Consider the following 26,950-nt stretch of genomic DNA (forward strand, 5'->3'; position numbering starts at 1 on the left):
CCTTACTGGGGGCAAGTAAAACAAGAATTAATTATCAAATTTGGAGAACGATGCAAACTAAAACTCTAATAGCAAAATATAATTGACACAGTTTAATGAACACTACCCGAAAATAAAAAGCTGCTTATTTGTACATACATTTTGTAAATTTTTATAACTTAATCGACGAAATCGAAAAAGGAAAAAACCAATGACAGTATTAACCAACGGACACCCACCGCACACAATCAGCGTTTTAACCAGCTAAAACACATCCTGCTAAAGCGAATATATCCACAAGACTGTGGGTATACAAGTGTTAGCGGTTATTTTAAAACCAAAATGAAACAGACGTTAATGTTTAAAATATTAATACTAAGTTTCTTGATTATTGTTTCTTCAATTGAGACAAAAGCTCAAAAAATTGAAGGTAAAGATTCAACGGACGTTAATGAAATGCTTTCGGGAGTAATGAATCGACTGGATATTTATAACACAAAGTGGTTGACAATAGGTGTTCAACATGACTTTATTAGCTCAACATTTGGACTACAAATAAGTAATGGCTATGACGAAAGACCTTTAATACATTTTGAAGATTTTTCAGAAGACTTCGTATTTAAACTACAAGGGAACACAGACTTTAATAAAGACTATTCTTATGGAATCAGCGCTGGATGGAAATATCCTAGATATTTATCTTTACTAGCGGTTGAATTTTATAAATATAACTATCCAACAAGGGATTTTGACTTTATCAATTTTAATATCTCGGCAGAAACATTTATTAAAAATACTGGCATCATAGCCAAATTGAAACTTGGTTATCATGACCTGAATAACGAAAATAATATTGGACTTGAGCTTGGGCTGAGTAATATTTTTATTTATCAAAAATTATATGCGGGATTAACAACTGGATATTATTTCGACTATTTTACATACTCAGCTTTTATTAAAAGTTTTGTTTATAAGAAACTAGTAGGTATTGAGTTTGGCTATGAGAATATTGACAAATATGATTTTCTAAAAGCAGGATTAACTTTTACCTTCAAAAGATGAAAAAACAACCGCTAACACAGTACATATTGCAGGGCGGGGTTCGGTGGTATGCCAACTGCGGATTCTCGTTTCGCAGTTCCGTGTCCTTCGGACAGGAACGCTCCCCGAAATCCGTAAAGACAACATGTACCAACCATCCGTTCCCGACCACGCAAGATACGGAATCCATGCTTCATCCGTTCCTGCATTAGCCTGTTTCTGAGCTTCAACCGTCTCCGATTCCTATCTCTTTGCCTGCGTCTTTTCCTTCGCCTGTGCCTCTGCCTCGGCCTGTCCCCGCGTTTTCCCTTCGCCTCTGCCTCTGCCTGTTCCTTTTCCCTTTTGTTATCCAGATGTAATTTAACCGTATAAAAACTGTAATCAAGTTGTAATCTAATTCCTCGTAATTCGCCTGTGAAAACAAATGCGATTGGACACGCAGTGGCATGTTTGTAAAAGGTGATTTTGAACATCGAATTTGGGTGACCTGCTAAAGCCCGAATTGGCATCAGCCAACCTTTTGTAAACCAGCAACAGCTTGTGTCCATCGGCAGGAATCAACCCCAGTGGTTGAGCAGATTGGATAATTGATTACAAATTTATGGGACTTAAAAAATTACTTTTCGTTTGCCTGTTGGCAAACTTTTCACAGCTGGCATCAGCTAAAACTGGATCCCTTGTGGGAACGGTTGTCGATGCAAAAACCAAAGAAACACTGATTGGCGCCACCATCTTTCTGGAAGGAACCAGCTTGGGAACCATTACCGATTTTGATGGGAACTACCGGTTGGAGCAAGTGCCCGCCGGAAAGTACACGGTGCGTTGCTCGTTTATTTCGTATGAAACGAAAACGCTCGAAGATGTTACTGTTGTGGAGGATCAAATCGTCGATCTGCCCTTTGTTTTGGGCGAATCAACAGTACAGATTGAGGATGTAAAAGTGGTGGCTAAGGCCAACCGCGAGTCGGAAACCATGTTGCTGATGGATCAGAAGGAGGCTGCCATTATGAAGGAGTCTATTGGGGCTCAGCAGCTTTCGACGCAGGGAGTTTCAGATGCCGCTGCTGCCGCCACAAAAATTACCGGGGTGAGCAAGCAGGAAGGCAGTAAAAGCCTGAACATTCGCGGGCTGGGCGACCGCTACAATGCCACTACCCTGAATGGCTTGCCTTTCCCATCCAACAATGCCGAGACCAAGAACATTGACCTGGGACTTTTCTCTTCGGATGTGATTGGGTTCATTGGAGTGGAAAAAGTAGCTACCAGTGCCTTGTATGGCGATTTTGCGGGGGCCAATATCGACATTGTTTCGAAGAAATTTACCGGCGATCCTTTTTTTGAGCTGGCCCTTAAGTCCGGCGTAAACAGCAGCGTGCCGGGCGTGGATCATTTCTACCTGCAAGATGGGCCGGGCTTTTCGGGTTTCGACAATTTCCAGCCAACGCCTTCTTTAGATGCTTATGACTTCGGCAACTCCTGGAACCCGGTGGAGAAAACAGCCATCCCGAACCTGGGAATCGGCCTTTCCGGCGGCAAATCGTTTGAAGTGGCCGATTCGAGACTGAATGCCTTTTTTACGGCGTCTTTCGATAATGAATACAGCTACAGCGACTTGATGCAGCGGCGGATTAATGGGAGTGACGATGTGCGCAAAGACCTGCAAGGCGAGCAGTATGCCTATGAAACGCAGACTACAGGTATGGTTAACCTGAACCTGGAACACAAGCAGTCGGATTACTATTTCAATACCATGTTGCTGAATTCGTCGAATCAGGACTTGAAAAACCTGCGTGGATTTGTCAAAGACCTGGCTGAAGACAGCGCGCTGATTCGCCGCTCGGAGTTTGAGCGAACCACCATTTGGGTGAATCAGCTGTTGGGTGAGCACGAACTGAACCCGCAGGTGACCATGAACTGGGGCCTCTCTTACAACAAAGTACATAACATTACGCCCGACCGTCGTCACCTTTCCCTGAACGGGCTAAGGGATGGTCGCGCTTATTTTACGGATGACAATGAGTCGGACAACTTTCGTTATTTCCACGACTTCAACGAAAATGAATATGCCCTGAACTGGAGCACGGCTTACCGGTTTGGCGAAGGAATTGGAACCGATGATTTCCGCGGAAAACTAACCCTGGGCTACTCCGGAAAGTACAAAGAGCGTCAGTTTGAAGCCACTCAGTTTAACCACGACATTTACCGAAACCGGAACATTTTCAACCCACCTCCGGGCGGATACCATGTTTATGTTGACGTGATGGACGTGGACGCTTTTCTGAATGCTGCCAACCTGCAGCGCCCTGATGGCTATGGCTTTTACCTGAAAACCTTCTTTGGAAACACCATTCGCCCTTCAACTTACGAGGGAACACAGCTGATCAATGCAGGCTTTGCGTCGCTGGAGTACCAGCTGTCACCAAAACTATTGGGAGTTCTGGGCCTTCGGGTGGAGAATGTCAACCAACAAGTCGATTTTGTAACTGCGCTGGATACGGATGGCGGAACCGGCAACTTCAACGAACTGGAAGTTTTACCAAGCTTGTCGTTGCGCTATGCTCTGAACGAGAAAAGCAATTTACGTCTGGCGGCCAGTAACACGTATGTCTTGCCTCAGTTTACCGAAATGGCCCTGTTTCTATTTGAAGGAATTACCGAAACCACGGTGGGTAACCCTTACCTGTATCCTTCCAAAGTGTACAATGGCGACCTGAAGTGGGAATGGTTCCCGAACAGTGGCGAACTGGTGTCGGTAGCCGCTTTCGGAAAATACATTACCGACCCGATGAACCGGGTGGTGATGGCCTCGGCTTCCAACGATTTTACCTATGCCAATACGGGCGACTATGCCTATTTGTATGGCGCCGAGCTGGAAGTGAAAAAAGATTTGTGGACCCAAACAACAGGAACTGACTATCAGAAACTGTTTGCCTCGGCCAACCTGACGCTGATGGAAACCAGTCAGGAGTTGGATGGGGCTAAAGTTCGGGAAGAAACGAAAGATCAGAACGGAAACTCCCTGATCAATATCAATTTCAACCAGGATAAGGATGTCTTGCAGGGGGCTGCGCCTTTAATGGCCAATGCCAGCCTGGGCTATAAACGCACCTGGGGCGAAGGTAAAAACGCGCTAAGCTCTTCGCTGGTGTATGGCTATGTTTCCGACCGCCTTTACCTGATTGGCTTTTCCTCTTTCGGCAACCAGGTCGACAAGCGTGTCCACACGCTTGACTATGTGTTGAAAGCATCTTTCAATAAGCTGGGCGTGAATTTCTCAGCCAAAAATATGCTCAATGGTGACATCGACCGGGTGCAGGAAAATGCCTCTGCCGATCACCTGATCAGATCCTACAAGCAAGGAGTGAAATTCAGTGTAGGACTGTCTTATAAATTTTAAAATGAATTGAATCGATTACACGAATTAAATTTTTAAAACATGAAAAAATTACTTTTCGTATTGTTTGCTATCGTATTGCTGGGCTTTGCCGGATGTAATGAAGACAATCCGACCCCAGAGGTTCCTGAAGAAAATTCGAATCTGGAAGGAGAGGTAACAACGGATATGGTTTTGGATGCTAACACCAAGTATAGCCTGACCGGAGCCTTGATTGTAAAAGCTGGGGGTTCTTTGACGATTCCTGCCGGAACGGTGATTGAAGCAGTAGGTGGACAAATCTCCTACATTGCTGTGGCACAGGATGCCAAAATCTTTATTAACGGTACGGCCAGTGCACCGGTGGTGATGACTTCAAGCGACAAAACACCCGGATCATGGGGTGGTTTGGTTGTTTGCGGAAAAGCGCCAACCAACAAATCGGACGCTTCGGCCGGAGCGGAAGTTTCGGGCTTGCCTTATGGTGGCAATGTGGCCGATGACAACTCCGGAGTAATTAACTACCTGCGTGTCGAATACACCGGATTCAACTACAGCGACACCAAGCAGTTCAACGGTGTTTCTTTCTTCGGCGTAGGATACGGAACCGAGGTTGATTACGTCGTTTCTTACATGGGTAAGGATGATGGTATTGAGTTCTTTGGTGGAACGGTGAATGCCTCTCACCTGGTATCTGTAGGAAGTGATGATGATGGTATCGACTTTGCTGATGGCTGGTCAGGAACCGGTGAATACTGGGTCGCTCTGAACTCAACCAAATCAGGAATTGAAGGATCAAACAACGGCGACAATGGTGCTGCAACACCAATGACCAACGCAACCTTGAGAAACCTGACTGTTTATGGCATGGGCGAAAAGCCTTTCTACCTGAAAGAAGGTGCCGGACAGGTAATGATTGACAACCTGGTAATTGGAGGCTTGGTAGCCAGCAAGGAACAATCCATGTTTTATGCCGATGGTGACGACGCTGATGCTGCGGCCCGTATTGCAGCTGGTGATGTGGTGGTAACCAACGCTCGTTTTGTGGACCTGGTTGGTGCGCAAACCAAAGCAATGGACGGATTGACAATTGGCGAAAACCCGGCGGCTACCGGAGCGGGTAATGGCATTGAAAAACCAGACTGGATGCCGGATGCCTTGAATCAGGTCAATGAGTCGACTACAGTATTTGGCGATGCGCCAACCGGAGGCGAAGTGGCTTTGAGTGGTGACATTACAACAGATGTTGTGCTGGATGCCGGAACAGCTTATAAACTAACCGGAGCCTTGGTGGTAAAAGCAGGTGCTTCATTGACGATTCCTGCCGGAACAGTGATTGAAGCCATTGGCGGACAAATCTCTTACATTGCCGTGGCACAGGATGCTCAAATCTTCATTAACGGAACTGCGGACGCACCTGTGGTGATGACTTCAGATGATCCAACTCCGGGTTCGTGGGGTGGACTGGTTGTTTGCGGAAAAGCACCAACCAACAAATCAGATGCTTCAGCCGGAGCGGAGGTTTCAGGCTTGCCTTATGGCGGCAATGTGGCCGATGACAATTCCGGAGTAATCAACTACCTGCGTGTAGAATATACCGGATTCAACTACAGCGATACGAAGCAATTTAACGGCGTTTCTTTCTTCGGAGTCGGTTCGGGAACCGTTGTTGATTATGTTGTCTCTTACAAAGGCAAAGACGACGGAATTGAGTTTTTCGGAGGAACCGTGGATGCTTCTCACTTGGTGTCGGTATACAGCGATGACGACGGGATTGACTTTGCCGATGGCTGGTCAGGAACCGGCGAGAACTGGTTGTCGTTGTATTCCACCAAATCAGGAATCGAAGGCTCAAACAATGGCGACAATGCGGAAGCTACGCCAATGACCAACGCCACGCTAAAAAACCTGACCGTTTATGGTATGGGTGAAAAGCCGTTCTACTTTAAAGAAGGAGGTGGTAAGCAAAACATTGACAACATCGTGATTGGCGGGTTGGTGGATGGCTCAAGCCATTCTTACTTCTACGCTGATGCCGATGCGGTTGCCCGCATTGCTGCTGGCGACATTGTGATTACCAATGCCAACTTTGTGGAAATTGGTGATCAGGCCAAAGGTCCCGATGGGCTGACAATTGGTGAAAATACGGAAGCCAAAGGAGCTGGCAATGGCATAGGAAAACCAGCCTGGTTGTCAGATGCGCTAAATACCGCCAGCAATGGCGAAGTGATTGTAGACTAAACTAGATTAACAATATTGAAGTTAAGCAGACTTCAATTCCCGTAAATTAAAAAGTTCCGGCACCTTGTGTCCGGGACTTTTTCTGTTTAATTGAACTTTAATTTTTATGTAATCCAGACTTAATCGGGTTGAGGTATATTTGAGTAAAATATAAAATCAACAAGATGAAAGCACTTATCGTAAGCTTTTTATTAGCCGGAATAGTCAGTTTTTCTTTTGCTGCTGAAAAGAAAACAAGGCGGCCGATGTCCTTGAGATTCCATACGAAAAAGCAACGGTTGAAGCTGCTCAAATTAGTCCCAAGAAAAACCAGGTGAATTTTAGTCTTAGAACAGCGGATTAAAACGGTTCTGGTTTCTAGTCTATACTTAAGATTGACACCGCTTCTGAGAGCAGAAGCGGTTTTTTCATTTCTTGTAGGTTGATTTCCTTCTCTTTGCCTATTCCTCTCCCTTTGCCTCTCTATTTTCTTTCCTCCCCAAATCGTAAATTGTAATTCGTTCCCTGGTCAATTGCCTCATTCTCCGGTCAGCAGTTTTTCACTAAAGCTTGAAGTCCATTCGATCAGGCGTTGGCTTTCTTGTTCGGAGAGGCGTGCTTTGGGGTGCATCAGTTTGTAAGAGGCGATTGGCATTTTGCCATTTCGGATTTCCTTACTCATGTCTTCCATGGCGGCTATCTGATCTAAAATTTCCATGTTCCCCCAGTTGGAAAGATTCAGTTCTTCCTTCCCTTCAACAATATGGTCGTTAATGAACCACGAAACCGGCGCGATCTGGTGGTACCACAGGTATTGGGTTTGGTTGGAATGACAGTCGAGACAAGCCTGCTTGAGCAAGGCCGAAACATCATCGGGCACATCTACTTGCTTAAACAGATGGTCGGGACTGTCAGTTGCGGTATTTTTCTCGGGTTGAAAAAACTGGATGACTACCAATCCCACAATAAATAGTAGGATCAGCAAACGAAAAGCAGTTCGCATAGATGTTTTTTTTGACGTTAAAACCTACTTTTTCAATAAAGCGGTACTTTCCTGCTTCACCCAGTCAATCAACAGTTTCTTTTGCTCGGCACTCAGTGCCTTTTCCGGCTTGTGCTGCAGAAACTTTTTAGGAGGCATCTCATTTTCCTCAATGGTTTCGCGAATGTGTTTTAAGGCAAGCAGCCTTTTCGTACCGGTGAGTTGGTGCCAGGTTTTCAGGTCAAGCTCTTCTTTGGCGTCATCGTTTCGCGAGTCGGTATTGTGGCAGCCAAAGCAGGAATTGTTAAGAATCACTTTGACATTTTGAGGGACTTGCAAGGTGTCGGCTTCGGTTTTGGTTTCGGGCTTAGCCTGTCCAGCTAAAGTAAGCAGGCTGAAGATCATGCTGAGCGCAAAAACAGCCGGTAAGTTTTGTCTTTTCATCGTTTGTGTGGTTTAAATGCTTGATTACAAATCTTCTTGTTAGGTCATTTAAGCACACAACAGGCAAGTGCTTTTAAATGTTGATTGAACTTTCTAAAAAATTTGTAAATAGCGAGTTGCTGCTTTTGTTTTCCATTCAGAATGGGGAAAGAAACGACCAGTTTGAGCCCAAAAAAGCCTGAACAAATGAATGTCCAGGCTTTGTGCTTGCCACTTGGTGCAAGTTAGTTTTTTAGTCCGCTGCGCTCAAGCAAGGCGTCTACGGTTGGCTCTTGTCCGCGGAAACGAACATACAATTCCATTGGGTTTTCGCTACCGCCTTTTTCAAGGATGTTGGTGCGGAAAGCCTTGGCTGTTTCCCGATCAAAAATGCCATGTTCCTTGAAAGCCGCAAAAGCATCGGCATCCAGCACTTCAGCCCATTTGTAGCTGTAGTAGCCGGCCGAGTAGCCTCCGGCAAAAATGTGGCTAAACGAGGTACTCATCAGACTTCCTTCAACAACAGGGAATAGTTCGGTTGGTGTCATGGCTTTTGTTTCCACTTCGGCCACTTCCTGTGTTAGCGGCGAAGTAATGGTATGGTAAGCCATATCGAGCATGCCAAAGCTTAGTTGGCGTTCAGACATGTAGCCCGACTGGAAGTTTTTGGCAGCGACAATCTTCTCAATCAAATCGGCAGGAATTTTCTCGCCGGTTTCGTAATGAACGGCAAAGCGGTCGAGCCATTCTTTTTCGTAGGCCCAGTTTTCATGAATTTGCGATGGCAACTCCACAAAGTCCCAGAAGACGTTGGTTCCCGAGGTGCTTTCGTACTGGCACTGGCTCAGCATGCCGTGCAATCCGTGCCCAAACTCGTGCAAAAAGGTGGTTACCTCATCAAAGGTAAGCAGCGATGGTTTGGTGTCGGTAGGCTTGGTAAAGTTGGTCACTATGCTGACATGGGGGCGGATGTCTTTTCCATCTTCCAGCCATTGCCCGCGGAAATCGGTCATCCAGGCGCCGGAACGTTTGCCGTCGCGCGGGAAGAAGTCCATGTAAAGCACCGAAACAAAAGAGCCGTCGGCATCAAATACCTCGTAGGCTTTTACATCCGGATGGTAAACCGGAATCGATTGGTTTTCTTTCAGCTCAAGGCCATACAGGGTTTGAGCCAGGTCGAATACCCCATCAATCACATTTTCAAGTTTGAAGTAAGGTTTGACCTCTTCTTCGTTGAATCCATAGCGGGCCTTTTTCAGTTTTTCTGAATAATAGCCCCAGTCCCAGCGTTGCAGATCGCCTTCAAAGCCTTCGGAACGGGCAAACTCAACCACCTCGGCAAAGTCTTTCTCGGCAGCCGGCCGCGATGCCTGGTGTAAATCATCCAGGAATTCCATTACGCGCTCGGGCGTTTCGGCCATGCGGCGTTTCAGCGTGTAGTCGGCATGCGACTGGTAGCCCAGTAATTTGGCTTTTTCCAGCTTCAGGTTGACAAGGGTATGAATGATTTCGTTGTTGTCGTACTCGTTGCCCTGGTTGCCTTTAGTCGAGAAAGCCCGGTACATTTTCTCCCTCAATGCGCGGTTGTCGGCGTATTTCATAAAAGGGATGTAGCTGGGGTACTGCAGGGTAAAAATCCAGCCTTCTTTGCCTTTTGACTGGGCCGTGTGGGCAGCAGCTTCTTTGGCAAAATCCGGAAGTCCGGCCAGCTCGTCTTCGTTGGTGATGTGCATTTCAAAGGCATTGGTTTCGGCCAGCACATTCTCTGAAAACTTCAGGCTTAATTTTGAAAGCTCGCCGGTAATTTCGCGGTAGCGGGCCTTGTCGGCATCGTTCAGGTTTGCTCCGCTGCGAACAAATCCCAGGTAGGAGTTTTCGAGCAGGGTAGCCTGCTCCGGATTCAGATTCAGCTGGTCTTTTTGCTCGTAAACGGCTTTTACGCGGGCAAACAAATCGGGGTTCAACGAAATATCGTTTCCGAATTCAGAAAGCATCGGAGCCACTTCCTGGGCAATCTTCTGAATCTCCTCATTGGTTTCAGCCGAGTTCAGGTTGAAAAAGATTTTGCGAATGGTTGACAAACGATCACCGGATTTGGTCATGGCTACAATCGTATTCTCAAATGATGCGGGTTCGGGGTTGTTGATAATGGCATTAACCTCGGCCCGTGCTTCTTCAATGGCGGCTTTGAAAGCGGGTAAAAAATGCTCGTTTTTAATTTCGCCAAAGGGGGCGGTTTGATGGATATCCTGGAAAGGTTTCAGTAGCGGATTTTCGCTGTTCTCTGCTTGCGTTGTCATCATAATCAATAAGACTAAGAGGGTGGTTAACACCCTGTAATTGTTTTTCATTGTTATTCGTTTTTAAGTTTTCAGTAAATTGTTTGTAGGATGTGTTGTAAGTTGTAACAGAATATTACAGAAAACTTTAAAAATAGTTCATCCTTATTTTCGTTTCTTCTTGCGCTTCTTCTTTTCAACCGACCAGCCAAACTTGCCTATCGGATCGCCGAGCTTAAAATAATGCCCGTGTGAGTAACAAATCGGGTCGGCTTTCTTCAGGCTAAATGCTCCGGTTTCAGAGTCGAGGTATTGCTCATCGGCCATGACATTCACCACTTCGGAAATAAACATGTCGTGGGTACCGAGTGGAACAATTTCTTTCACCCGGCATTCAATGCTGATGGGGGCTTCTTCTATAACGGGGGTTTGGATGACACTTGCCGGAGCCGGAGTCAGTCCCATTTCTTTCCACTTGTCGAACTTGCGGCCCGAACGAACCCCGCACCAGTCGGTTGCCCGCGCCAGCTTCTCGGTGGTCAGGTTGATCACGTACTCGCCGGTGCGTTTGATGATTTCGTAGGAATGGCGGTTGGGCCGAACCGAAATATAGCACATGGGCGGATCGCTGCAAATGGTTCCAGTCCAGGCAATGGTAATCAGGTTGTATTCGTCGGGGGTAACACCACAGCTAACCAACACCGCGGGGAGGGGGTACACCATGGTTCCCGGTTTCCAATTGACTTTTGACATGTTTGTGTTTTGGTGCAAAGGTAAAAAAAGTGCCCTAAGTACATCGACTCATGAGTTCATGTGCACGGACTGGCCTTTTTTCGGTTTCTGAACCGTTATGGGGCCGCTTTTCCTTTTGACAACTGTTTGTCAGGGCGCATTGTCTTTCAAGCTTAGATTCTTGTGTGTGAGGTGCTTATTTCGTAAATTTAATATTGGACCAAAAATTAACAGTCATGAAAAATATCGTTTTTTTGTTTTTAGCATGTGTTTTATTATTCGGTACTTCATGCCATGATAAAACAGCGAGGACTGAGCTTGACGCCTTTAAGCTTAAACAGAACATTGAGGAGCAGAATAAGCAAATTATTCAGCGGTATTGGGATGGGAAATGGAATGAACGACATGCTGAGATTTTAGAAGAGTTACAATCTCCCCATGTGGTTTATCATGGAACGTCCATGGAGATGAATGGACTGGAAGAGTACAAGGAGGTGTACCAGAGTTATCTTTCAGCAATGCATGATTCCCACCTCACGATTAATCAATTAATTGCTGAAGACGATTGGGTGATGAGTCGTGTAAGGCTGGAGGCAGTTCATAAGGGGGATATGGAAGGCCTGCCTGCTACCGGGAAAAAGGTTGAGGTAGATATCTTTACGGTTTTCCGATTGGTGGACGGAAAGATTGTTGAAGAATGGGAAGTTATGGATGAACTGGGAATGATGATGCAGCTTGGTCTGGAACTTCAAATGAAGGAAGAAATTAATGAATAGGATACTCCCCTTGGCCTCCATTAAGATGGCTTGACGTAAGATAGCGTTGAGCCATCTTAATATAAGGGCGGTTGATTTGTTGGGTAAACGTGCCAAACATGAAACAATAAATTCCTATTTTTAGAAACGCTAATCGACTTGCTAACACCCTTAAAACGAAAACCAATGAAAAAGCTTCCCGATCAACTTTACCCCGCAAAATCTGTATTTTTTCAACTAATTATTTGCTGCTACAGCAACTCTGCGAGCGCGAAGCTAAATGAGGCCTGCTAATATAGGAAACTGAATGATGCTATTGAACTACATTCATTGGAATCCAGACCCGGAGATCATTAAGGTTTTAGGGATCTCAATTCGTTATTATTCACTGTTATTTGTGAGTGGACTTTTTCTGAGTCTTTATGTGCTTAGCTGGATATTTAAGCAGGAGAAGCTCTCGAATGACAAGCTGCAAATACTTTCAACCTATGGCTTTATCGGTATTCTGGTAGGGGCCAGGTTGGGGCATTGTCTCTTTTATGAGCCTGAATACTATTTATCCCACCCTATTGAAATGATTCTTCCAATCAAATTTCTGGAAAATGGTGGCGTTAAGTTTACGGGCTATCAGGGGCTTGCCAGCCACGGAGGTACTTTAGGTCTAATTGTTGCCATAATTTTTTATTCCCGAAAAACAAAACACGCCATCATTGATACACTGGATTTGATTGCTGTTGTTGCCGGCCTGGGAGCTGGCTTTATTCGACTGGCGAACCTGATGAACTCAGAAATTATTGGCCGGCCAACTTTTGCATCCTGGGGTTTTATCTTCGAACGGGTGGATCAAATTCCAAGACATCCAGCACAGCTCTATGAAGCATTGATTTATTTTTTGATTTTCGGCATAACATTCACCTTGTATAAAACGAAAAGAGCCTATCTGAGAAATGGATTTTTCTTTGGTTTCACCTTGTTGTTAGTCTTTATTGCCAGGTTTTTTGTCGAATTTATCAAAGAAAGGCAAGTGGCATTTGAGGAGGATATGAAATTAGATATGGGACAACTTTTGAGTATTCCCTACATCATCATTGGAGTCGGGTTTGTCATCTACGGGATGCAAAAGACAGCAAAAATGAGGGAACTCAGCCTTTAATCAGGGGCTCTGGGTTTTGTGTTTCACTGGGAAGATGAGCAGGCAGTAGGTTTGCCACGAAAGAACGGCTCATTGGAGCGCATTTGCTACGGATGGTTACGAAACGCTTGCGGAGGGCAGGGAAATACTCTCGGACTACACCGAAATACCGTCGGATTGTTCCGAAATGCTTGCGGATCGGACGGAAATATCATCGGACTGGACCGAAATCATGGCGGATTGCATCGAAATTGTGTCGGACTGCATGGAAATAGTGGCGGATCGGACCGAAATCGTTGATTCTGCTATCATTTGGCTGATAAGCTTTTGGGCGTGGAACGTTTTCTTAACTTTTCCAAAGTACCTACCTAAACTTTGGAAAAGCTGGTCAGTTTAGCCATAAAAAAAGGCTGTCCCAAAATTACTTTGAGACAGCCTTTCTCTTTATTTTCAGTGCTTGTTTTAGCGTGTCATTTCCTCATAAATGGCATCTAGCAAGCTGTTTTCTTCGGTGGTATCGTCACCCAGGTGCCAGAACATGATTCCGCCCAGGTTTTTGTCGATTGCATAGCGGCTCTTCATTTTCAGCGAAGTGCTGTCGTCGTACGAAAAGAAAATACTGTCTTTCGCACTGTACAGGTAAGGCGCTTTGGCTACCGGGTCCCAATGGCGAACGTAGCCATTCTTGTTTTCGTACTTGTCGCGCATAAGCGAGTAGGAAGCCCAGTTGATGAAAATTCCCTGGTTGGGTTGATAAAGACCATTGTTTTCCGGTGGAACACCTTTCCATCCGCGTCCGTAGAAAGCAGCTCCCAGCACAATTTTTGAAGGCTCAATGCCAAGATCAATGCAATAGTCAACAATGAACTCCGTAGAACGAGGCGTCCAGTTTTCAACATCAAAATCCGGATCGGCTTTGTAAGCCTCCATCATTGGTGTTCCTTCCAGGTCTTCTTTCGTAATCAGTCCCAGGTTGGTGTGGTGACCAGTAAACGGATTGGCTCCGGTAGTCAGGTCGTAAGTCATGATGTTCATGTAATCCACATACTTCATCACCTCAAGGGTCTCAATATGGTCGTAGTACTTGGCCCATCCGGCTGAGGCAAACGACAGGATTAAATCTTCATCGATGTTATCCATCGCTTCGCGAAGCTCTTTAACCAGCGAAGTAAAGTTGGGCGTATCTTCCGGGCCATAAGGGTTGTTATCTCCTGGCAAAGCCGGATACTCCCAGTCAAGGTCGATTCCGTCAATTTTGAATGTGTTAATGAAGTCAACGGTGCTATCCACAAATTTTTTGCGCGATTCAGGAGTTGCAGCCATTTCCGAAAATCCTTTACTGCCAACCCAGCCACCGCAGGCAACCATCACTTTCAGTCCGGGATAGTTCTCTTTTTGGGCGACCAGGCGGTGAAGTTGATCCGCGCTGAATGCCGTTGGAAATTTCATCTCACCGTCCAATACTTCGGTAAACGAAAAGATGATGTGCGTTAACTTGTTCAGCGGAAGTTTTTCAATCTGTGCATCTTCTCCTGCAAAGTAATAACCCATAATCACGCGGGCAGGCTTGTTAGCCGGCTCACTGGTTGAGGTACAGGCCATCGCAGTTGCGAGAATTGCCAGACAAACAATAGCGAATAATTTGTTCATGTCGAAGGTTTTGAATTTGTAATGCAAAATTAGTGTTTTTGTAGGACAACAGCTTTATCGCGCTGTTGTTGTTACTTTTTTTAAGCTCGCTTTTAGGGCATAAACCATGGGCAGCTTATTGCCAAGGTGTTGGATTCGGAATTTGCCCGGCTCCGCTTCCAGGGTGTTGTTAAAACAGTTGTAGGGCGAATAATCAAACTCGTTGAACGTGTTTAGCACAAGCTTGTTTTCAATCAAACTGGTGATGACTTCACCCAGGCTGTGGTTCCAGCAAACAAACTCCTGGCTGATGGGTGCATCCCGGTCGGCGTAGGTGCCTGATTCCGTTTCTACAATGGCTCCGGAATTGAAATAGTTGTAGGCAATTTGCCGAAACTGGTCGTCGAACATCCAGACCACCGGGTGGAATTCAGCAAAGATAAACTGGCCGTTTGGCTTTAGGTAGCTGGCAATAAGCCGGGCCCAGCGATCCAGGTCCGGCAGCCAGCCAATGGTGCCATAGCTGGTAAACACCACATCAAACTTTTCATCCAGATGCCGGGGCAAGTCATAAAGGTCACAACAAATGAATTTGGCCTCAATCTGCGTTTTTTCGGCCAGCTGGCGGGCTTGCTCAATGGCCCGGTCCGAAAGGTCAACGCCGGTTACCCGGGCTCCCATGCGCCCCAATGAAAGGCTGTCCTGTCCGAAATGACATTGCAGGTGGAGGATACTCTTTCCGCGCACATCACCCAAAAGTTCCAGTTCAATGGACTTTAAGGATGTTTTGCCTGCCAGAAAGCCTTTCAGATCATAGAAATCGGACTGGAGATGCGTGGCTGTTTTGTTGTTCCACGATTCGCGGTTGATGGCGATGTAGTCTTTTTCAGGAGTCATTGGTTGGAGATTTTTATGAGTTATTCATCGAATGAAAGTTCCCGGGTAAGCCAGGGAAAGGAGTCAATAAAAAACCAGTTTCCCTTGCGGGAAGCTGGTTTATAAACGGACAATCAGTAACATGGTTACTCTTTCTCCTTCTTGTCCAGTATCTTTTCAATTTCATCCATCACCTTGTTCATCGAGGCAATGGCTTTGTCGAATGGTTCAGAGCTGGTCATATCCACGCCTGCGTTTTTCAGCAGCGGAATGGGGTAGTCGGATCCACCGGCAGAGAGGAAATCGATGTAGTTTTTCAAGGCCTGTTTGTCGCCGCTCATCACTTTTTCGGCCAGCGAAATGGAGGCTGTAAACGAGGTGCTGTATTGGTACACGTAAAAGTTGTAATAGAAGTGAGGGATGTAGGCCCACTCCATGTTGATGTAGTCATCCACGTAGCAAACGCCTTTGTCGTGTCCGTAGTAGCGATTAACAATGTCGGTGTAAATTTCGGAGAACTCATCACCGGTCAGCGGTTTGCCTTTTTCAGCTTCTTCGTGAATCTTCAGTTCGAACTCGGCAAACTGGGTTTGACGGAACAAGGTGCCTTTGAAACGGTCGAGCCACTCCATCAGCAACGACAAGCGTACATCGTCATCTTCCACCTTATTCATCATGTATTCAAAAAGCAATACTTCGTTGAAGGTAGAAGCTACTTCGGCCACAAAAGTTACGTAGTCGGCCGTTGGGTAGGGCTGGCTTTTGTTCGAAAGGTAACTTTGCATGGTGTGACCCAGCTCGTGTGCCAGGGTGCTTACATCGTCGTAAAGATCGTTGTAGTTGAGCAAAATGAAGGGGTGACCATCGTAGAAGGCGCCGTTGGAGTAAGCTCCGGAGCGTTTGCCTTCGGTGGGGTACACATCAATCCAGCGCTCATCAACCGCTTGCTTAACGGTGTTCACATACTCTTTTCCCAGCGGTTTCAGCGCATCCAGAATAAGGGCTGTTGCTTCGTCGTAGTCGTAGGTCAGGTCAACATCTTTCACCACCGGAGCGTACAAGTCGAGATACTTCAAGGTATCAACCCCCATCATGCGCTTTTTAATGTTGAGGTAGCGGTGAAAAGCAGGCAGGTTTTCGTTCACGTTGTCCACCAGCGAATGGTACACTTCCACCGGAATGTTATTGGGGTAAAGCGAAGCTTCAAGCGACGAGTTGTAATGACGGGCGCGGGCATGGAAAATGTCGGCTTTCACGTTGCCGTAAAGCATTTCGCCATAGGTCGCCCGAAATTTCGCATAGTTGTTCCAGTAGGCTTCGAACACAATTTCGCGGTCGGCGCGGTTGGCTGATGCCCGGTAGCGGCCATATTCGGCGCTTCCAACCTTAAGTTTCGAGCCATCCGTCAGCGTAACTTCGGGTTTGGGCATCTCGGCATTGGAAAAAGTTCCGTAAACCGCCTGAGGTACGGAGCCTACCATACCGGAAAGGGCCATGATACGCTCTTCTTTTTCACTCAGGGAGTGGGCTTTGGTGCGGAACATGTTTTCCAGCGGCATGCGGTAGACGGCCAGCTTTGGCTCTTCTTTAATAAAGTCTTTGATGGTTGCCCAGTCGGCAGACAGAATTTCCGGCTCAATAAAAGCGGCTTTGGCTCCAAAGTTGGAAAACAAAGATTGCAGCTCTTGTTTCATGCCGTTGTATTTCATGTTGCGGGTGTCCAGGTCGGAGTTCATGCCGGCGTACAGGTAAATTTTGGAAGCTTCTTTGGAAAGCAGGCTGTTGAATTCCATGGCTTTCAGCAGGTGATCGGCGGATTGGGTCAATGTGCCTTTGAACTTTTCAACTTCATCGAGTTTGTCTGTTAAATTCTCTACGGCCTCCCGCCAGGCTTCATCCGATTCATATAAATCGGTCAAATTCCATTGGTACTTTTCGGGGATATCTTCCCGGGTTTTCTGATTCTGACTGTTACTATTCATAGCCACAAACATCGCTATAATAGTTAACAGGATCGCGTTTGTTTTCAGATTAATTCGCTTCATGTATTTTAAATTGTACAGTTCCTGACTGTATAGGTAATTTATGGTGGAAATATATTACAAGGAATTGGTATAAAAAAAGATGTTCTTCATCTTTTCTGATTTTTGGATTAAGATACCTTTTATCGAAGGTTTGCGTATAGAAGATTACAGGGCTTTGAAAACGGCTGTCTGCCCCGTATTAAAAGCAAAAAAAACATGCACGAAGCGCTTTACTATACCGCATTGAAGAACCACCAGGTGCAATGTCACTTGTGCCCGCATAACTGCCGGATTAAGCCCGGTGCCTATGGCGATTGCCTGGTTCGCATGAACCACGGCGGGGTGTTGTTGTCCAAAGTGTATGGTAAGGTGGAGGCGATGAACCTGGATCCGGTGGAAAAGAAGCCTTTGTATCACTTTTTTCCGGGGCATAAAATTTTGTCGGTCGGAACGGCCGGATGCAATTTGCGCTGCCCGTTTTGCCAGAATCACAGCCTGACCCAGGGCGGGGTAACAGACCGCCAACCCCTGCATGAGTTTTCGCCCGTAGAGCTGGTAGAGCTGGCTAAACGAACGCCGCATAACATTGGCCTGGCGTTTACCTACAATGAGCCCACGGTGAATTATGAATTTATGCTGAGTGCAGCAGTTAATGCCAAGCAGGAAGGCTTGCACACCGCGATGATCAGCAATGGTTACATCAACCCCGAACCTTTGAGCAGCTTGATGGGAATGATGGATGCTTTCAATATTGATTTGAAGGCCTTTAACAAGCTTTTTTACCGGATGCATTGCCAGGGCAGGCTGAGTCCGGTGTTACGTACGATCAAACAGATTGCACGATCAGACAGTCATCTGGAACTGACGACCCTGGTTATTCCGGGACTGAATGATGATTTGCAGGAGTTTGAACAACTGTGTCAATGGATTGCCGATGAGACTGGGAACTCAACGGTTCTTCATCTTTCCAGGTATTTCCCCGGCTACCGTTTGCGACTGGAACCAACGCCAGCCAAAACCTTGTTCCGGATGTATGATCTGGCTAAAAATGTGCTTCATCACGTTTACCTGGGCAATTTGTTTGTCGGTGATCATGGCGATACGTTTTGCCCGCATTGCAACAACAAGCTGATTGAGCGCAATGCCTACCAGGTTCATCCGAGCGGGATTGATGCCAGTGGAAATTGTCAGCACTGTAAAACCAACGTCATTAAACAGCATCTCTATGAACACGTCGATTCGTAACCCCATTTTTACCGGAAGTTTCTACCCCGACAACGAGGTGGCCTTAAAGCAACTGATCCAGAATGTTTACCAGGCTGAAAAGGCAAGCATCAACAAAGCTCTGGCTCAGAAAACCCTGCTCGGCGGCATTGTTCCGCATGCAGGCTATGCTTACTCCGGTTACGAGGCCATTCATTTCTACGATATTCTCAAGCAAAGTCAGCAGCATTTCGATACCATTGTGGTGGTAAATCCCAACCACACCGGCTACGGATCGGGTTGGTACAACACCAGCAGCTACACCCAATGGGAAACGCCTTTGGGCACGGTGGATACCGACCAGGCTTTTATGGAGGCCCTGGATATTGAACCCAACAACCGGGCGCATTCGCTCGAGCATTCGGGTGAAGTGCAATTGCCTTTCTTGCAGTTGTATGCCGAGCATCCTTTTGCGGTGGTCATGATTACCATGAATAAGCAAACCGTCCCCAGCGCGGTGTCGCTGGCTTCCAAAATCAAGCAGGCTGCCCTGCAAACCGGTGAGCGTATTCTGCTTATCGCTTCTTCTGATTTTTCGCACCACGAATCGCCAAGCAAGGGGTATGAGAAGGATCAGCTGGTAATCGATCAGATTTTAAGCTTGAATAGTCAGAACGTATTTGATGTGGTGCAGAAACACCAGGTGTCGGCCTGTGGCTATGGCCCCATTATGACCTTGATTGAATATACCCGTCAGGTGGCGCAGCGGCCTGGAATTGCCTTGCTGCGCAGAGGAAATTCCGGGGAAGTACAGCCGGCAGCAATGGTGGTGGACTACATCTCCTTTTTGTGTTACGATGCCTGATGTTTTCATTGGAGTGAAGGATTATTCATTGATTTCTTTACCTTTAGGCTGCCTGCAATTCAACAGAACGGCAAGCGCTATGTTTGATGACTAATCCTGATACGATGAAAAAAATCCTGTTTCTTTTGCTGTTTGGGCTGGGGCTGAATACTGTTTCGGCACAGAAAGCCTCCGATATCACCGGAATTTGGTGGAATGATGAAAAGACTTCGAAAATAGAAGTGGTTGAAGAAAATGGCGTGTTCACGGGAACCATTGTGTATATGATTCCGGAGAAATATGACAATGGCCAGCCTCCTAAAGATGATGAAAATCCGGATCCGGCTTTGCGCAACCGCTCCATTGTTGGACTTCAGATATTAAACAGCCTGACCTACGATACCAGCGACAAGGAATGGCAGGGCGGACGAATTTACGATCCCAAGTCGGGCAAAACCTACGATTGCTACGCCTGGTTTAAAAATGATTCAAACACGCTTTACCTGAAAGGTTATGTGGTGGGAATCCGATGGCTGGGCAAATCAACCGAATGGACACGCACCAAGCTCAACTGATTCGGGGGCAAAGCGAATAAGATGTTAAAGATATAGCTTGATATAAATCTTCAGCCGAAAAAGACAGTTGAAAGTGATTGTATTCAACTGTCTTCAAGTGGTTTATTTTTCAAACCAGGAGATCGGATTATTCGATTTGAAAAATTTCGTTGTTATTCTTCAGGAAAGAGTGGTTTGGATTAACGCAGAAAGCGAATCTTTGGAAAGTACCATGTTGCTTTCTCATTTTGGATACGAATGGTATTGATGATGACCAGCGTTAGGTTGAAGAAGTAGGTTAATCCAAACAAACCAATGTTGAGGAGGTTGGCGGTCATGAGGATGGCCATATTGATGTCTCCACTCGAATGGATCCGATACTGTGTTAGTAAAATGTTGCCAATCAATCCCAAAAAGAGAAACATGCTCCAGCTAATCTGAAAATTTAACAGGTTTCGGGCCACCTGATCCACGTCTTTTATTTTATCCTTTTTCGAGATCCAAAGAATTAAAGGAACGAGTATACCCAAAAGGGGGAACAGAATAAAACTTAAGGCTGATAAGTTAAGGCTGGTCAGAAAACCGCGATCTTCCTCAATGGTCCAGTCCATGATTTCATCCGACGAAACATCCAGCGCGTGAGCCAAACGTTTTAAGGTGTCGCCACGTGGCTCCGTTTCGCCATTTTCCATACGTTGAATTGTACGTAAACTCAAGCCTGAATTCTCGGCTAATAACTCTTGTGAAAAACCTTTCCGTGAACGAAGGAGCTTGACGCGCCTGGCTAAATCGTTGTTTTTCATTTTTCTTCAAATTAATGTTTCGAACAAAAGTAGGAGCAGGGTTTAGTGTGTATAGCGTCTGGCTTACGTCATTTTTACGTCATTGCTGCAAGCTGTTTTATTTAAGGGAAATAGCCGCGGGAGAAGCGGTCGAACTTAACCCGACACCTGCACATCAAAGCCGGCTGATTTTACCCGGTCGGCAATGGTATTCAGCTCTTCCACCGAAACTTTTTGAAGTCCCTCGGCCGGTGTGTCACGGGCAATGGTGTAAATCATGACCTGTTTCGGTTGAATGGCCAGGAGTGCTTCCAGCCAGGCGTTGAGTTCTTCTTCGGTCGTGTTGTCCACCATTTGCTGTTTTTGTTCTCCGCGCACAAACAGGGTTTGAATAATGGCCTGATTGCCGAATCGCTTCAGCTGCTCGATGGTTTGTTTCAGGTCGAAACGTCCAACCGGACAGTCCAGCAGTTGCACGGTTTTTTCGATGGCCGAATCCAGCTTTAAAATGTTGTCTTCGATTTTTAAGAGCGCCTGAAAAACGCTTTCCCGCTGAATCATAGTTGAGTTGGAAAGCACTGCGATGCGGCAGTCGGGGGCAAACTCATCACGCAGGGCGATGGTGTCGTCAATAATTTCGGCAAACTGCGGGTGCAGGGTGGGTTCGCCATTGCCTGCAAAGGTAATTACATCGGGAAGTTCACCTGCCGTTTGCATGGCCTTTAGCTTGCTGCGTAGCTTGTCGGAAACGGTTTCCCGGCTTGGTAGTTCCGCTTTTTTCTCCCGCTGTTTCGGGTTCCAGCCACACTCGCAGTAAATGCAATCGAACGAACAGACTTTGCTGTCGGTAGGAAGCAGGTTTACACCAAGGGAAACACCCAACCGGCGACTTTTAACCGGTCCAAAAATAATCTCGTCAAACAGAAAGGTTGCCATGCGGTAATTTTTCAGCAAAAGTAAGGATTTCTTTGGTTTTGGCTGAGCCAAGTTGTGCGCTGGGCTACTTTGGAGTCAGACCAGCCTCTTCAGATGACTCTTTTCGGTCAATCGCAGTTTTTGGTAGTCCATGCCCGAAAGGAGCATCAGGCCGGGGCGTTTCCCGGCAGTGAGGCTACCCATTTCTTTTTCCAGGTCGATGGCTTTGGCGGCATCGATGGTAAATACGGCAATCAGCTGTTGCAGACTGATTTGTTCATCGGCCTGCTGAATGGCAATCAGCCAGCTTAAGACGTCTTTTTCGGTTGATAAGCGTTCGGGCTGCAGCGCTTGGAATTTTTTCAGCAAGGGGAATTTGCGGTAAAAGCGTTCAGGCTCAAATTCGTGGTAAACATTGACAAAGGCTGGGCAGAGGATGCCGTTGTGAAATTCCATGCCTGCCTCTTCTTGCAGTTTTCCATGCGGCTTAACAACAGCCAGAATCAGACCACTGGAATCGACCTGAACCATTCCTTGGGCAATGGGTTTTTCGTTGCCGGGGAAAAGGTAGTGAGCAGCGTATTTCTTCATTCTTGGGGTTGAATATTGACTTCCTTCCGGGCGCTGTTCTCTTCCTGAAGCATGTTCAGGCGTTCAACCACTTGTTGGTAGATGCGGTCGTACAGTTTGGGTCTGCTTGAGTAAAAGACGACTGATTGTGCGAAAACAGAGTCGGGCACGCCGTATTTTTCCAGCACCGACAGGTACAAGTCTTTCGACTCCACCTGAATCCTATTTTTATCGTAGCGGGCTTGGTTGGCGTAGGCTTCATTAAGATGAATATCGTAAAGCATATCGACCATCTGCTTCTCCTTAATCAGGTTTGCAGGTTCGGGAAAGCCCTTTTTCTCTTTACAGGAAAAGGAGGCTACCGCCAAAAGTATCAGGAGGAAGTATAAGCTTATTTTTTTCATTACTGATCGTGAATTCGTTGACAAAGTTAGGATTCCATCTCATTATTTGATCCGCTAACTTCAAAAAAAGATTGAATTTACTAAAACGAAGCTGGGCTGGAACCGGAAATGCTTGTTGGCATTCGGTTAGTTTTTGCGGAACAGCTTTCGGAAAAAGTCATCCACTCGGTCGACTTGCTCGATGAGGATGTTGAATTTTTTCAGGTTGAGGGCCTTTCCGCTTTTGGGCACGAAAATTTTCTGCATGCCCAGTTTCTCGGCTTCTGCGATACGCTGCTCCAGCCGGTTGACAGCGCGTATTTCACCCGACAGACCCACTTCGCCGGCAAAGCAAAGTTTCTTGTCGACGGCCAAATCGAAGTTGGACGAGAGGATGGCCGAGATCACAGCCAGATCAATGGCCGGATCGTCCACTTTTATTCCGCCGGCAATGTTCAGGAAAACATCTTTGCTGGCCAGTTTGAACCCGGCTCGTTTTTCCAGTACGGCCAGCAGCATGTTCAGGCGGCGCAGGTCGAAACCGGTAGAGGAGCGCTGCGGGGTGCCATAGGCGGCCGTGCTTACCAGCGACTGAATTTCAATCAGCAAAGGGCGGTTGCCTTCAATGGCTCCGGAAATGGCTGTCCCGCTCAGTCCTTCGTGGTCGCGGTTAATCAGCAGCTCCGATGGGTTGCTTACCTCGCGCATCCCTTCGTTGTTCATTTCAAAAATCCCCAATTCGGAGGTAGAGCCAAATCTGTTTTTGATGGATCGTAAAATCCGGTAGAGGTATTGGTTTTCGCCTTCAAACTGCAAAACCGTGTCAACCATGTGCTCCAGCACTTTGGGGCCGGCCAGGCTGCCTTCCTTGGTGATGTGTCCGATTAAAATGGCGGGAATCTGCCGTTCTTTGGAGAATTTGAGAATGCCGTTGGTACACTCCCGGATTTGACTGACCGAGCCCGGCGACGATTCAATGTGGGCCGTGGACACCGTTTGAATGGAGTCGATGATGAGCACTTCGGGCTCCAGGTGTTCGCAGTGGGTCAGGATATTTTCGAGCGATGTTTCGCTTAAAAAGTAGCAGTTGTCGTTTTCGCGTTTCAGCCGGTTGGCGCGTATTTTTATTTGCTGAATGCTTTCTTCGCCCGAGACATACAAAATCTTTTTGGTGCTTAGGTCAAGGGCAACCTGCAAAACCAGGGTTGATTTGCCAATGCCAGGTTCGCCGCCAACCAGCACCAGGGAACCGGGAACCAAGCCGCCGCCAAGCACCCGGTTGAGTTCTTTGTTGTGGCAATCGATTCGCTGTACTTGCTCGGAACTCACTTCGTTCAGTTTTTGCGGTTTGGCGCCACTGGCTGTTCGCGAACTTAACGGGCTTTTGGTTTCCTTCACTACGGCTTCTTCCACAAGGGTGTTCCATTGGCCACAGTTGTTGCAACGACCCACCCATTTGGGAGATTGACTGCCACAGTTTTGGCAGGTATAAACGGTTTTTACTTTGGCCATGTTTAGCTGTTTTTTATTTTTTCAATCAAGGATGAGCTTGAAAATCCTTTGGTTAGCGGAAGGAGTGCCACGGTTCCGCCATAGCTTTGAACCAGGTCGGCTCCCGCAATCTCACTGATGGCATAATCATTTCCCTTCGCCAGAATGTCGGGGCGAATGGCCTTAATTAAGGGATAAGGGGTGTCTTCGTCAAACAGGATGACGGCGTCAACCATCTCCAGCGCCGCGAGCATGTGTGCGCGCGACTCCTCATCAATCAGCGGACGATTGGCACCTTTCAGGCGCTTAACCGAGGTGTCGGAGTTGAGTCCGACAATGAGTTTGTCTCCCAGCCTGGCTGCCTGAATCAAGGAGTCGAGGTGTCCCCGGTGCAACAGGTCAAAACATCCGTTGGTGAAAACAAGTTTGTGATTGCTTGTTTTCCAGGTTTTAAGCGTGTCAAAAAAGGCTTCAAACGAAGGGAAGATTTTACGGGAGAGGTCTTTTATCATCTTAACTGAAGGTTATTCAGTAAAAATAAGAAAACCCCAAAGCTAAAAAAAGCCTTGAGGTTTAATTTATGGGTTTCAATCGTTTTAAACGATTTTGTTTGTTTCAATGTCGGGGAATACCAAGGTTGGTTTGTGTTGTTTGGCTTCCTCAAAATCCATCATGGCGTAAGAGATGATAATCACTACATCGCCTACGGCAACTTTACGTGCTGCGGGGCCGTTCAGACAAATAACGCCCGAATTGCGCTCTCCTTTAATGACGTAAGTTTCCAGCCGCTCGCCATTGTTAATGTTAACCACTTGAACTTTTTCGTTCTCAATCAGGTTGGCCGCATCCATTAAATCTTCATCAATGGTGATACTTCCAACGTATTGCAGGTTTGCTTCGGTAACACTTACCTTATGTATTTTTGATTTACAAACTTCAATAAACATGTTGTAATTATTTATTCAAATACAATATTATCAATTAACCTGACCTCTCCACAGTGAACAGCCAGTGATCCTACTTTGTTTAGCGGACTGTCCCAGCTCTCAATTGTGTCAAGATTCTCATCATCAGTAATTTCAAAATATTCCGTTTGCAGGAATTCATTTTGATCAATCGTCTCAATCACCCACTGCTTTACTTCGTTTACGCTCATGGAGCGGGCTTTGTTCCGTGCCTCTTTCAACGTTTGGTAGATGTGCGGAGCGTTTTGACGCTGCTCATCCGTCAGGCGTTGATTGCGCGAGCTCATGGCCAGGCCATCTTCTTCGCGCATGGTTGGACAGGCCACGATTTCTATCGGCAAATTTAGTTGTTTTACCAGAGCTTTTATAATCACCAGCTGTTGAAAGTCCTTTTGACCGAAAAAAGCCTGGTCTGGTTTGGTCATGTCGAACAGTTTACTGACCACCTGAGCTACTCCGTTGAAGTGCCCGGGGCGAAACTGACCTTCCAAGACCTGCTCCAGTTTTCCGAAGTTGAATTGCCGTTTATCTTCCTGAGGATAAATGGTTTTTACTTCCGGTGCAAAAACCAGCTGACAGGCTGTTTCCTGCAACAGTTCAAGATCTTTATCCAAGGTTCTTGGATAATTTGTTAAATCTTTTTTATCATTGAATTGGGTGGGGTTTACAAAGATGCTAGTAACAACAAAGTCAGTTTGTTGTCCCGCCTTTTCAATCAGCGATAGGTGCCCCTGGTGTAAGGCCCCCATGGTTGGTACAAAACCGATGGTTCTTCCCTCCTGTTTCTCTCGCGCAATTCGTTCTTGTAATTCTTTTATTTCCTTTACAACCAACATACAGGGCAAAATTTGAGCTGCAAAGTAAATAAATTAATTCAAAACAAAAGGTGATCTGCCTTCTTAAGTTTTTTTAAGATACACGTAACCGCCTTAAATTGAATATTCGCGATATTTTTACTAATTTTGCCTATTCAAATTCAGCTATTTTTCAATGGAAAAGAAAAGAGTATTATTTATCTCCCAGGAAATTACACCTTACCTTCCAGAATCAGAAATGTCGGTTAAGTCGAGGTTTTTACCTCAGGGAATTCAAGAGAAAGGTCGAGAGATCAGGACTTTCATGCCGCGTTACGGGAGTGTAAACGAACGCAGAAATCAATTGCATGAGGTGATTCGTTTGTCGGGAATGAACTTGGTTATTAATGATGCCGATCACCCGCTAATTATTAAGGTGGCTTCTATTCAGGCTGCACGTATGCAGGTCTATTTTATTGATAATGAGGATTATTTTCACCGAAAAGAAATCCTGCGGGATAAAAAAGGAAAAGAATTTGAAGACAATGATGAACGTGCGGTGTTTTTTGCCCGTGGCGTGCTCGAAACAGTAATCAAACTTCGCTGGGCTCCGGATTTGATTCATTGTCATGGTTGGTTAGCTTCTCTGGTACCTCTATACATCAAAAAGGCTTATCATGACGATCCGCTTTTTGCCAATTCCAAAGTTGTGTATTCGGTATACAATGAAACCTTCAAAAATCCGTTAAGTCCAAATACGAAATCCAATGTACTGTTGGATGGTATTGCAGAGGACGATCTGAAACTGTTGGATGAACCGACTTATGAGAACATGAGTAAACTGGGAATTGAATATGCAGATGCCGTTATTCAAGGCAGTGAGCAGATTAATCCCAACCTGTCGGCTTACATTCAGGAGTCAGAAAAACTATTTCTAAATTATCAGTCGGAAGACACTTACGTGGATGCCTACAACGAATTTTACGACAAGGTGATGTAAGCGC

24 protein-coding genes are annotated in these 26,950 nt (G+C 46.2%); 9 read left to right on the plus strand and 15 right to left on the minus strand.

Features of this window, described 5'->3' with window-relative positions:
- The first annotated feature begins 336 nt into the window (after positions 1-336).
- The 3 genes from ACRD6K_RS18730 to ACRD6K_RS18740 all read left to right on the plus strand — a co-directional run bounded on the left by ACRD6K_RS18730 (position 337) and on the right by ACRD6K_RS18740 (position 6,634).
- A complete protein-coding gene (locus ACRD6K_RS18730) occupies positions 337-1,041 on the plus strand; it encodes a hypothetical protein (protein WP_430974486.1) in 705 nt (234 codons plus the stop codon).
- A 658-nt stretch (positions 1,042-1,699) separates the two neighbouring features.
- Positions 1,700-4,417: a TonB-dependent receptor gene (locus ACRD6K_RS18735; protein WP_430974487.1), complete on the plus strand. Its 2,718-nt coding sequence runs from the start codon at positions 1,700-1,702 to the stop codon at positions 4,415-4,417.
- A 39-nt stretch (positions 4,418-4,456) separates the two neighbouring features.
- Positions 4,457-6,634, plus strand: a complete 2,178-nt coding sequence (locus ACRD6K_RS18740) for a hypothetical protein (RefSeq protein ID WP_430974488.1) — start codon at positions 4,457-4,459, stop codon at positions 6,632-6,634.
- Between the two features lie 517 nt (positions 6,635-7,151).
- Here ACRD6K_RS18740 and ACRD6K_RS18745 read toward each other — a convergent pair.
- The 4 genes from ACRD6K_RS18745 to ACRD6K_RS18760 all read right to left on the minus strand — a co-directional run bounded on the left by ACRD6K_RS18745 (position 7,152) and on the right by ACRD6K_RS18760 (position 11,050).
- On the minus strand, positions 7,152-7,616 hold the full coding sequence (locus ACRD6K_RS18745) for a heme-binding domain-containing protein (protein ID WP_430974489.1): 465 nt from the start codon (positions 7,614-7,616) through the stop codon (positions 7,152-7,154).
- 24 nt (positions 7,617-7,640) lie between these two features.
- Positions 7,641-8,039, minus strand: coding sequence for a heme-binding domain-containing protein (locus tag ACRD6K_RS18750; RefSeq protein ID WP_430974490.1), 399 nt, complete (start codon positions 8,037-8,039; stop codon positions 7,641-7,643).
- A 224-nt stretch (positions 8,040-8,263) separates the two neighbouring features.
- Complete coding sequence (locus ACRD6K_RS18755; protein WP_430974491.1) at positions 8,264-10,369, minus strand: M3 family metallopeptidase; 2,106 nt, start codon at positions 10,367-10,369, stop codon at positions 8,264-8,266.
- A gap of 93 nt (positions 10,370-10,462) precedes the next feature.
- Positions 10,463-11,050 carry a flavin reductase family protein gene (locus ACRD6K_RS18760; protein WP_430974492.1) on the minus strand — a complete coding sequence of 196 codons (588 nt, stop codon included), beginning with the start codon at positions 11,048-11,050 and terminating at the stop codon, positions 10,463-10,465.
- A 215-nt stretch (positions 11,051-11,265) separates the two neighbouring features.
- Here ACRD6K_RS18760 and ACRD6K_RS18765 point away from each other — a divergent pair, with 215 nt between their 5' ends.
- Both ACRD6K_RS18765 and lgt read left to right on the plus strand, forming a co-directional pair.
- Positions 11,266-11,805, plus strand: coding sequence for an ester cyclase (locus tag ACRD6K_RS18765; RefSeq protein WP_430974493.1), 540 nt, complete (start codon positions 11,266-11,268; stop codon positions 11,803-11,805).
- A gap of 286 nt (positions 11,806-12,091) precedes the next feature.
- Positions 12,092-12,937, plus strand: a complete 846-nt coding sequence (lgt, locus tag ACRD6K_RS18770) for a prolipoprotein diacylglyceryl transferase (RefSeq protein ID WP_430974494.1) — start codon at positions 12,092-12,094, stop codon at positions 12,935-12,937.
- 441 nt (positions 12,938-13,378) lie between these two features.
- On the opposite strand, the gene ACRD6K_RS18775 is transcribed toward lgt, so the two are convergent.
- The 3 genes from ACRD6K_RS18775 to pepF form a co-directional block, all read right to left on the minus strand.
- Entirely contained in the window at positions 13,379-14,566 is a 1,188-nt protein-coding gene (locus tag ACRD6K_RS18775; RefSeq protein WP_299584116.1) for a glycoside hydrolase family 18 protein, read from the minus strand.
- Between the two features lie 54 nt (positions 14,567-14,620).
- Positions 14,621-15,442, minus strand: coding sequence for a class I SAM-dependent methyltransferase (locus tag ACRD6K_RS18780; protein WP_430974495.1), 822 nt, complete (start codon positions 15,440-15,442; stop codon positions 14,621-14,623).
- A gap of 125 nt (positions 15,443-15,567) precedes the next feature.
- Complete coding sequence (gene pepF, locus ACRD6K_RS18785) at positions 15,568-17,466, minus strand: oligoendopeptidase F (RefSeq protein WP_430974496.1); 1,899 nt, start codon at positions 17,464-17,466, stop codon at positions 15,568-15,570.
- A 195-nt stretch (positions 17,467-17,661) separates the two neighbouring features.
- Between pepF and amrS the strand changes: the two genes are divergently transcribed.
- The 3 genes from amrS to ACRD6K_RS18800 all read left to right on the plus strand — a co-directional run bounded on the left by amrS (position 17,662) and on the right by ACRD6K_RS18800 (position 20,067).
- The gene (gene amrS / locus ACRD6K_RS18790; RefSeq protein WP_430974497.1) at positions 17,662-18,690 is read left to right on the plus strand and encodes an AmmeMemoRadiSam system radical SAM enzyme; all 1,029 of its coding nucleotides are present in this window, start codon (positions 17,662-17,664) and stop codon (positions 18,688-18,690) included.
- Complete coding sequence (gene amrB, locus ACRD6K_RS18795; protein WP_299584101.1) at positions 18,671-19,513, plus strand: AmmeMemoRadiSam system protein B; 843 nt, start codon at positions 18,671-18,673, stop codon at positions 19,511-19,513. The genes amrS and amrB overlap by 20 nt, the downstream gene beginning before the upstream one ends.
- A 104-nt stretch (positions 19,514-19,617) precedes the next feature.
- On the plus strand, positions 19,618-20,067 hold the full coding sequence (locus ACRD6K_RS18800; RefSeq protein WP_430974498.1) for a DUF2147 domain-containing protein: 450 nt from the start codon (positions 19,618-19,620) through the stop codon (positions 20,065-20,067).
- Between the two features lie 179 nt (positions 20,068-20,246).
- Here the strand turns inward: ACRD6K_RS18800 and ACRD6K_RS18805 are convergent, their stop codons facing one another.
- From ACRD6K_RS18805 to panC, 8 genes are all read right to left on the minus strand, one after another.
- Positions 20,247-20,849 carry a magnetosome magnetite crystal formation protein family gene (locus ACRD6K_RS18805; RefSeq protein ID WP_430974499.1) on the minus strand — a complete coding sequence of 201 codons (603 nt, stop codon included), beginning with the start codon at positions 20,847-20,849 and terminating at the stop codon, positions 20,247-20,249.
- Positions 20,850-20,984: 135 nt separating this feature from the next.
- Entirely contained in the window at positions 20,985-21,764 is a 780-nt protein-coding gene (locus ACRD6K_RS18810) for a radical SAM protein (RefSeq protein ID WP_430974500.1), read from the minus strand.
- Positions 21,765-21,839: 75 nt separating this feature from the next.
- Positions 21,840-22,334, minus strand: coding sequence for a hypothetical protein (locus ACRD6K_RS18815; RefSeq protein ID WP_430974501.1), 495 nt, complete (start codon positions 22,332-22,334; stop codon positions 21,840-21,842).
- Positions 22,331-22,717, minus strand: a complete 387-nt coding sequence (locus ACRD6K_RS18820) for a DUF4296 domain-containing protein (protein WP_430974502.1) — start codon at positions 22,715-22,717, stop codon at positions 22,331-22,333. The genes ACRD6K_RS18815 and ACRD6K_RS18820 overlap by 4 nt, the downstream gene beginning before the upstream one ends.
- Positions 22,718-22,843: 126 nt before the next feature.
- Positions 22,844-24,208: a DNA repair protein RadA gene (gene radA / locus ACRD6K_RS18825; RefSeq protein WP_299584083.1), complete on the minus strand. Its 1,365-nt coding sequence runs from the start codon at positions 24,206-24,208 to the stop codon at positions 22,844-22,846.
- A 2-nt stretch (positions 24,209-24,210) separates the two neighbouring features.
- Positions 24,211-24,699 carry a D-glycero-beta-D-manno-heptose 1-phosphate adenylyltransferase gene (gene rfaE2, locus ACRD6K_RS18830; RefSeq protein WP_430974503.1) on the minus strand — a complete coding sequence of 163 codons (489 nt, stop codon included), beginning with the start codon at positions 24,697-24,699 and terminating at the stop codon, positions 24,211-24,213.
- A gap of 84 nt (positions 24,700-24,783) precedes the next feature.
- Positions 24,784-25,134 carry an aspartate 1-decarboxylase gene (gene panD / locus ACRD6K_RS18835; RefSeq protein ID WP_430974504.1) on the minus strand — a complete coding sequence of 117 codons (351 nt, stop codon included), beginning with the start codon at positions 25,132-25,134 and terminating at the stop codon, positions 24,784-24,786.
- A gap of 11 nt (positions 25,135-25,145) precedes the next feature.
- The gene (gene panC / locus ACRD6K_RS18840) at positions 25,146-25,988 is read right to left on the minus strand and encodes a pantoate--beta-alanine ligase (RefSeq protein ID WP_430974505.1); all 843 of its coding nucleotides are present in this window, start codon (positions 25,986-25,988) and stop codon (positions 25,146-25,148) included.
- Positions 25,989-26,142: 154 nt separating this feature from the next.
- On the opposite strand from panC, the gene ACRD6K_RS18845 reads away from it, so the two are divergent.
- Positions 26,143-26,946 (plus strand): glycogen/starch synthase, encoded by an 804-nt coding sequence (locus ACRD6K_RS18845; protein WP_299584068.1) that lies wholly within the window; start codon positions 26,143-26,145, stop codon positions 26,944-26,946.
- Positions 26,947-26,950: the final 4 nt, after the last annotated feature.

Origin of the sequence: Sunxiuqinia rutila (assembly GCF_050589705.1) — a bacterium.
GTDB classification, from domain to species: Bacteria; Bacteroidota; Bacteroidia; order Bacteroidales; family Prolixibacteraceae; genus Sunxiuqinia; species Sunxiuqinia rutila.

Coding starts and splice junctions, on each gene's coding strand:
- ACRD6K_RS18730 (WP_430974486.1), top strand. CDS start 337: ATGTTTAAAATATTAATACTAAGTTTCTTGATTATTGTTTCTTCAATT.
- ACRD6K_RS18740 (WP_430974488.1), top strand. CDS start 4,457: ATGAAAAAATTACTTTTCGTATTGTTTGCTATCGTATTGCTGGGCTTT.
- ACRD6K_RS18745 (WP_430974489.1), bottom strand. CDS start 7,616: ATGCGAACTGCTTTTCGTTTGCTGATCCTACTATTTATTGTGGGATTG.
- ACRD6K_RS18750 (WP_430974490.1), bottom strand. CDS start 8,039: ATGAAAAGACAAAACTTACCGGCTGTTTTTGCGCTCAGCATGATCTTC.
- ACRD6K_RS18755 (WP_430974491.1), bottom strand. CDS start 10,369: ATGAAAAACAATTACAGGGTGTTAACCACCCTCTTAGTCTTATTGATT.
- ACRD6K_RS18760 (WP_430974492.1), bottom strand. CDS start 11,050: ATGTCAAAAGTCAATTGGAAACCGGGAACCATGGTGTACCCCCTCCCC.
- ACRD6K_RS18765 (WP_430974493.1), top strand. CDS start 11,266: ATGAAAAATATCGTTTTTTTGTTTTTAGCATGTGTTTTATTATTCGGT.
- lgt (WP_430974494.1), top strand. CDS start 12,092: ATGATGCTATTGAACTACATTCATTGGAATCCAGACCCGGAGATCATT.
- ACRD6K_RS18775 (WP_299584116.1), bottom strand. CDS start 14,566: ATGAACAAATTATTCGCTATTGTTTGTCTGGCAATTCTCGCAACTGCG.
- ACRD6K_RS18780 (WP_430974495.1), bottom strand. CDS start 15,442: ATGACTCCTGAAAAAGACTACATCGCCATCAACCGCGAATCGTGGAAC.
- pepF (WP_430974496.1), bottom strand. CDS start 17,466: ATGAAGCGAATTAATCTGAAAACAAACGCGATCCTGTTAACTATTATA.
- amrS (WP_430974497.1), top strand. CDS start 17,662: ATGCACGAAGCGCTTTACTATACCGCATTGAAGAACCACCAGGTGCAA.
- amrB (WP_299584101.1), top strand. CDS start 18,671: ATGAACACGTCGATTCGTAACCCCATTTTTACCGGAAGTTTCTACCCC.
- ACRD6K_RS18800 (WP_430974498.1), top strand. CDS start 19,618: ATGAAAAAAATCCTGTTTCTTTTGCTGTTTGGGCTGGGGCTGAATACT.
- ACRD6K_RS18805 (WP_430974499.1), bottom strand. CDS start 20,849: ATGAAAAACAACGATTTAGCCAGGCGCGTCAAGCTCCTTCGTTCACGG.
- ACRD6K_RS18810 (WP_430974500.1), bottom strand. CDS start 21,764: ATGGCAACCTTTCTGTTTGACGAGATTATTTTTGGACCGGTTAAAAGT.
- ACRD6K_RS18815 (WP_430974501.1), bottom strand. CDS start 22,334: ATGAAGAAATACGCTGCTCACTACCTTTTCCCCGGCAACGAAAAACCC.
- ACRD6K_RS18820 (WP_430974502.1), bottom strand. CDS start 22,717: ATGAAAAAAATAAGCTTATACTTCCTCCTGATACTTTTGGCGGTAGCC.
- radA (WP_299584083.1), bottom strand. CDS start 24,208: ATGGCCAAAGTAAAAACCGTTTATACCTGCCAAAACTGTGGCAGTCAA.
- rfaE2 (WP_430974503.1), bottom strand. CDS start 24,699: ATGATAAAAGACCTCTCCCGTAAAATCTTCCCTTCGTTTGAAGCCTTT.
- panD (WP_430974504.1), bottom strand. CDS start 25,134: ATGTTTATTGAAGTTTGTAAATCAAAAATACATAAGGTAAGTGTTACC.
- panC (WP_430974505.1), bottom strand. CDS start 25,988: ATGTTGGTTGTAAAGGAAATAAAAGAATTACAAGAACGAATTGCGCGA.
- ACRD6K_RS18845 (WP_299584068.1), top strand. CDS start 26,143: ATGGAAAAGAAAAGAGTATTATTTATCTCCCAGGAAATTACACCTTAC.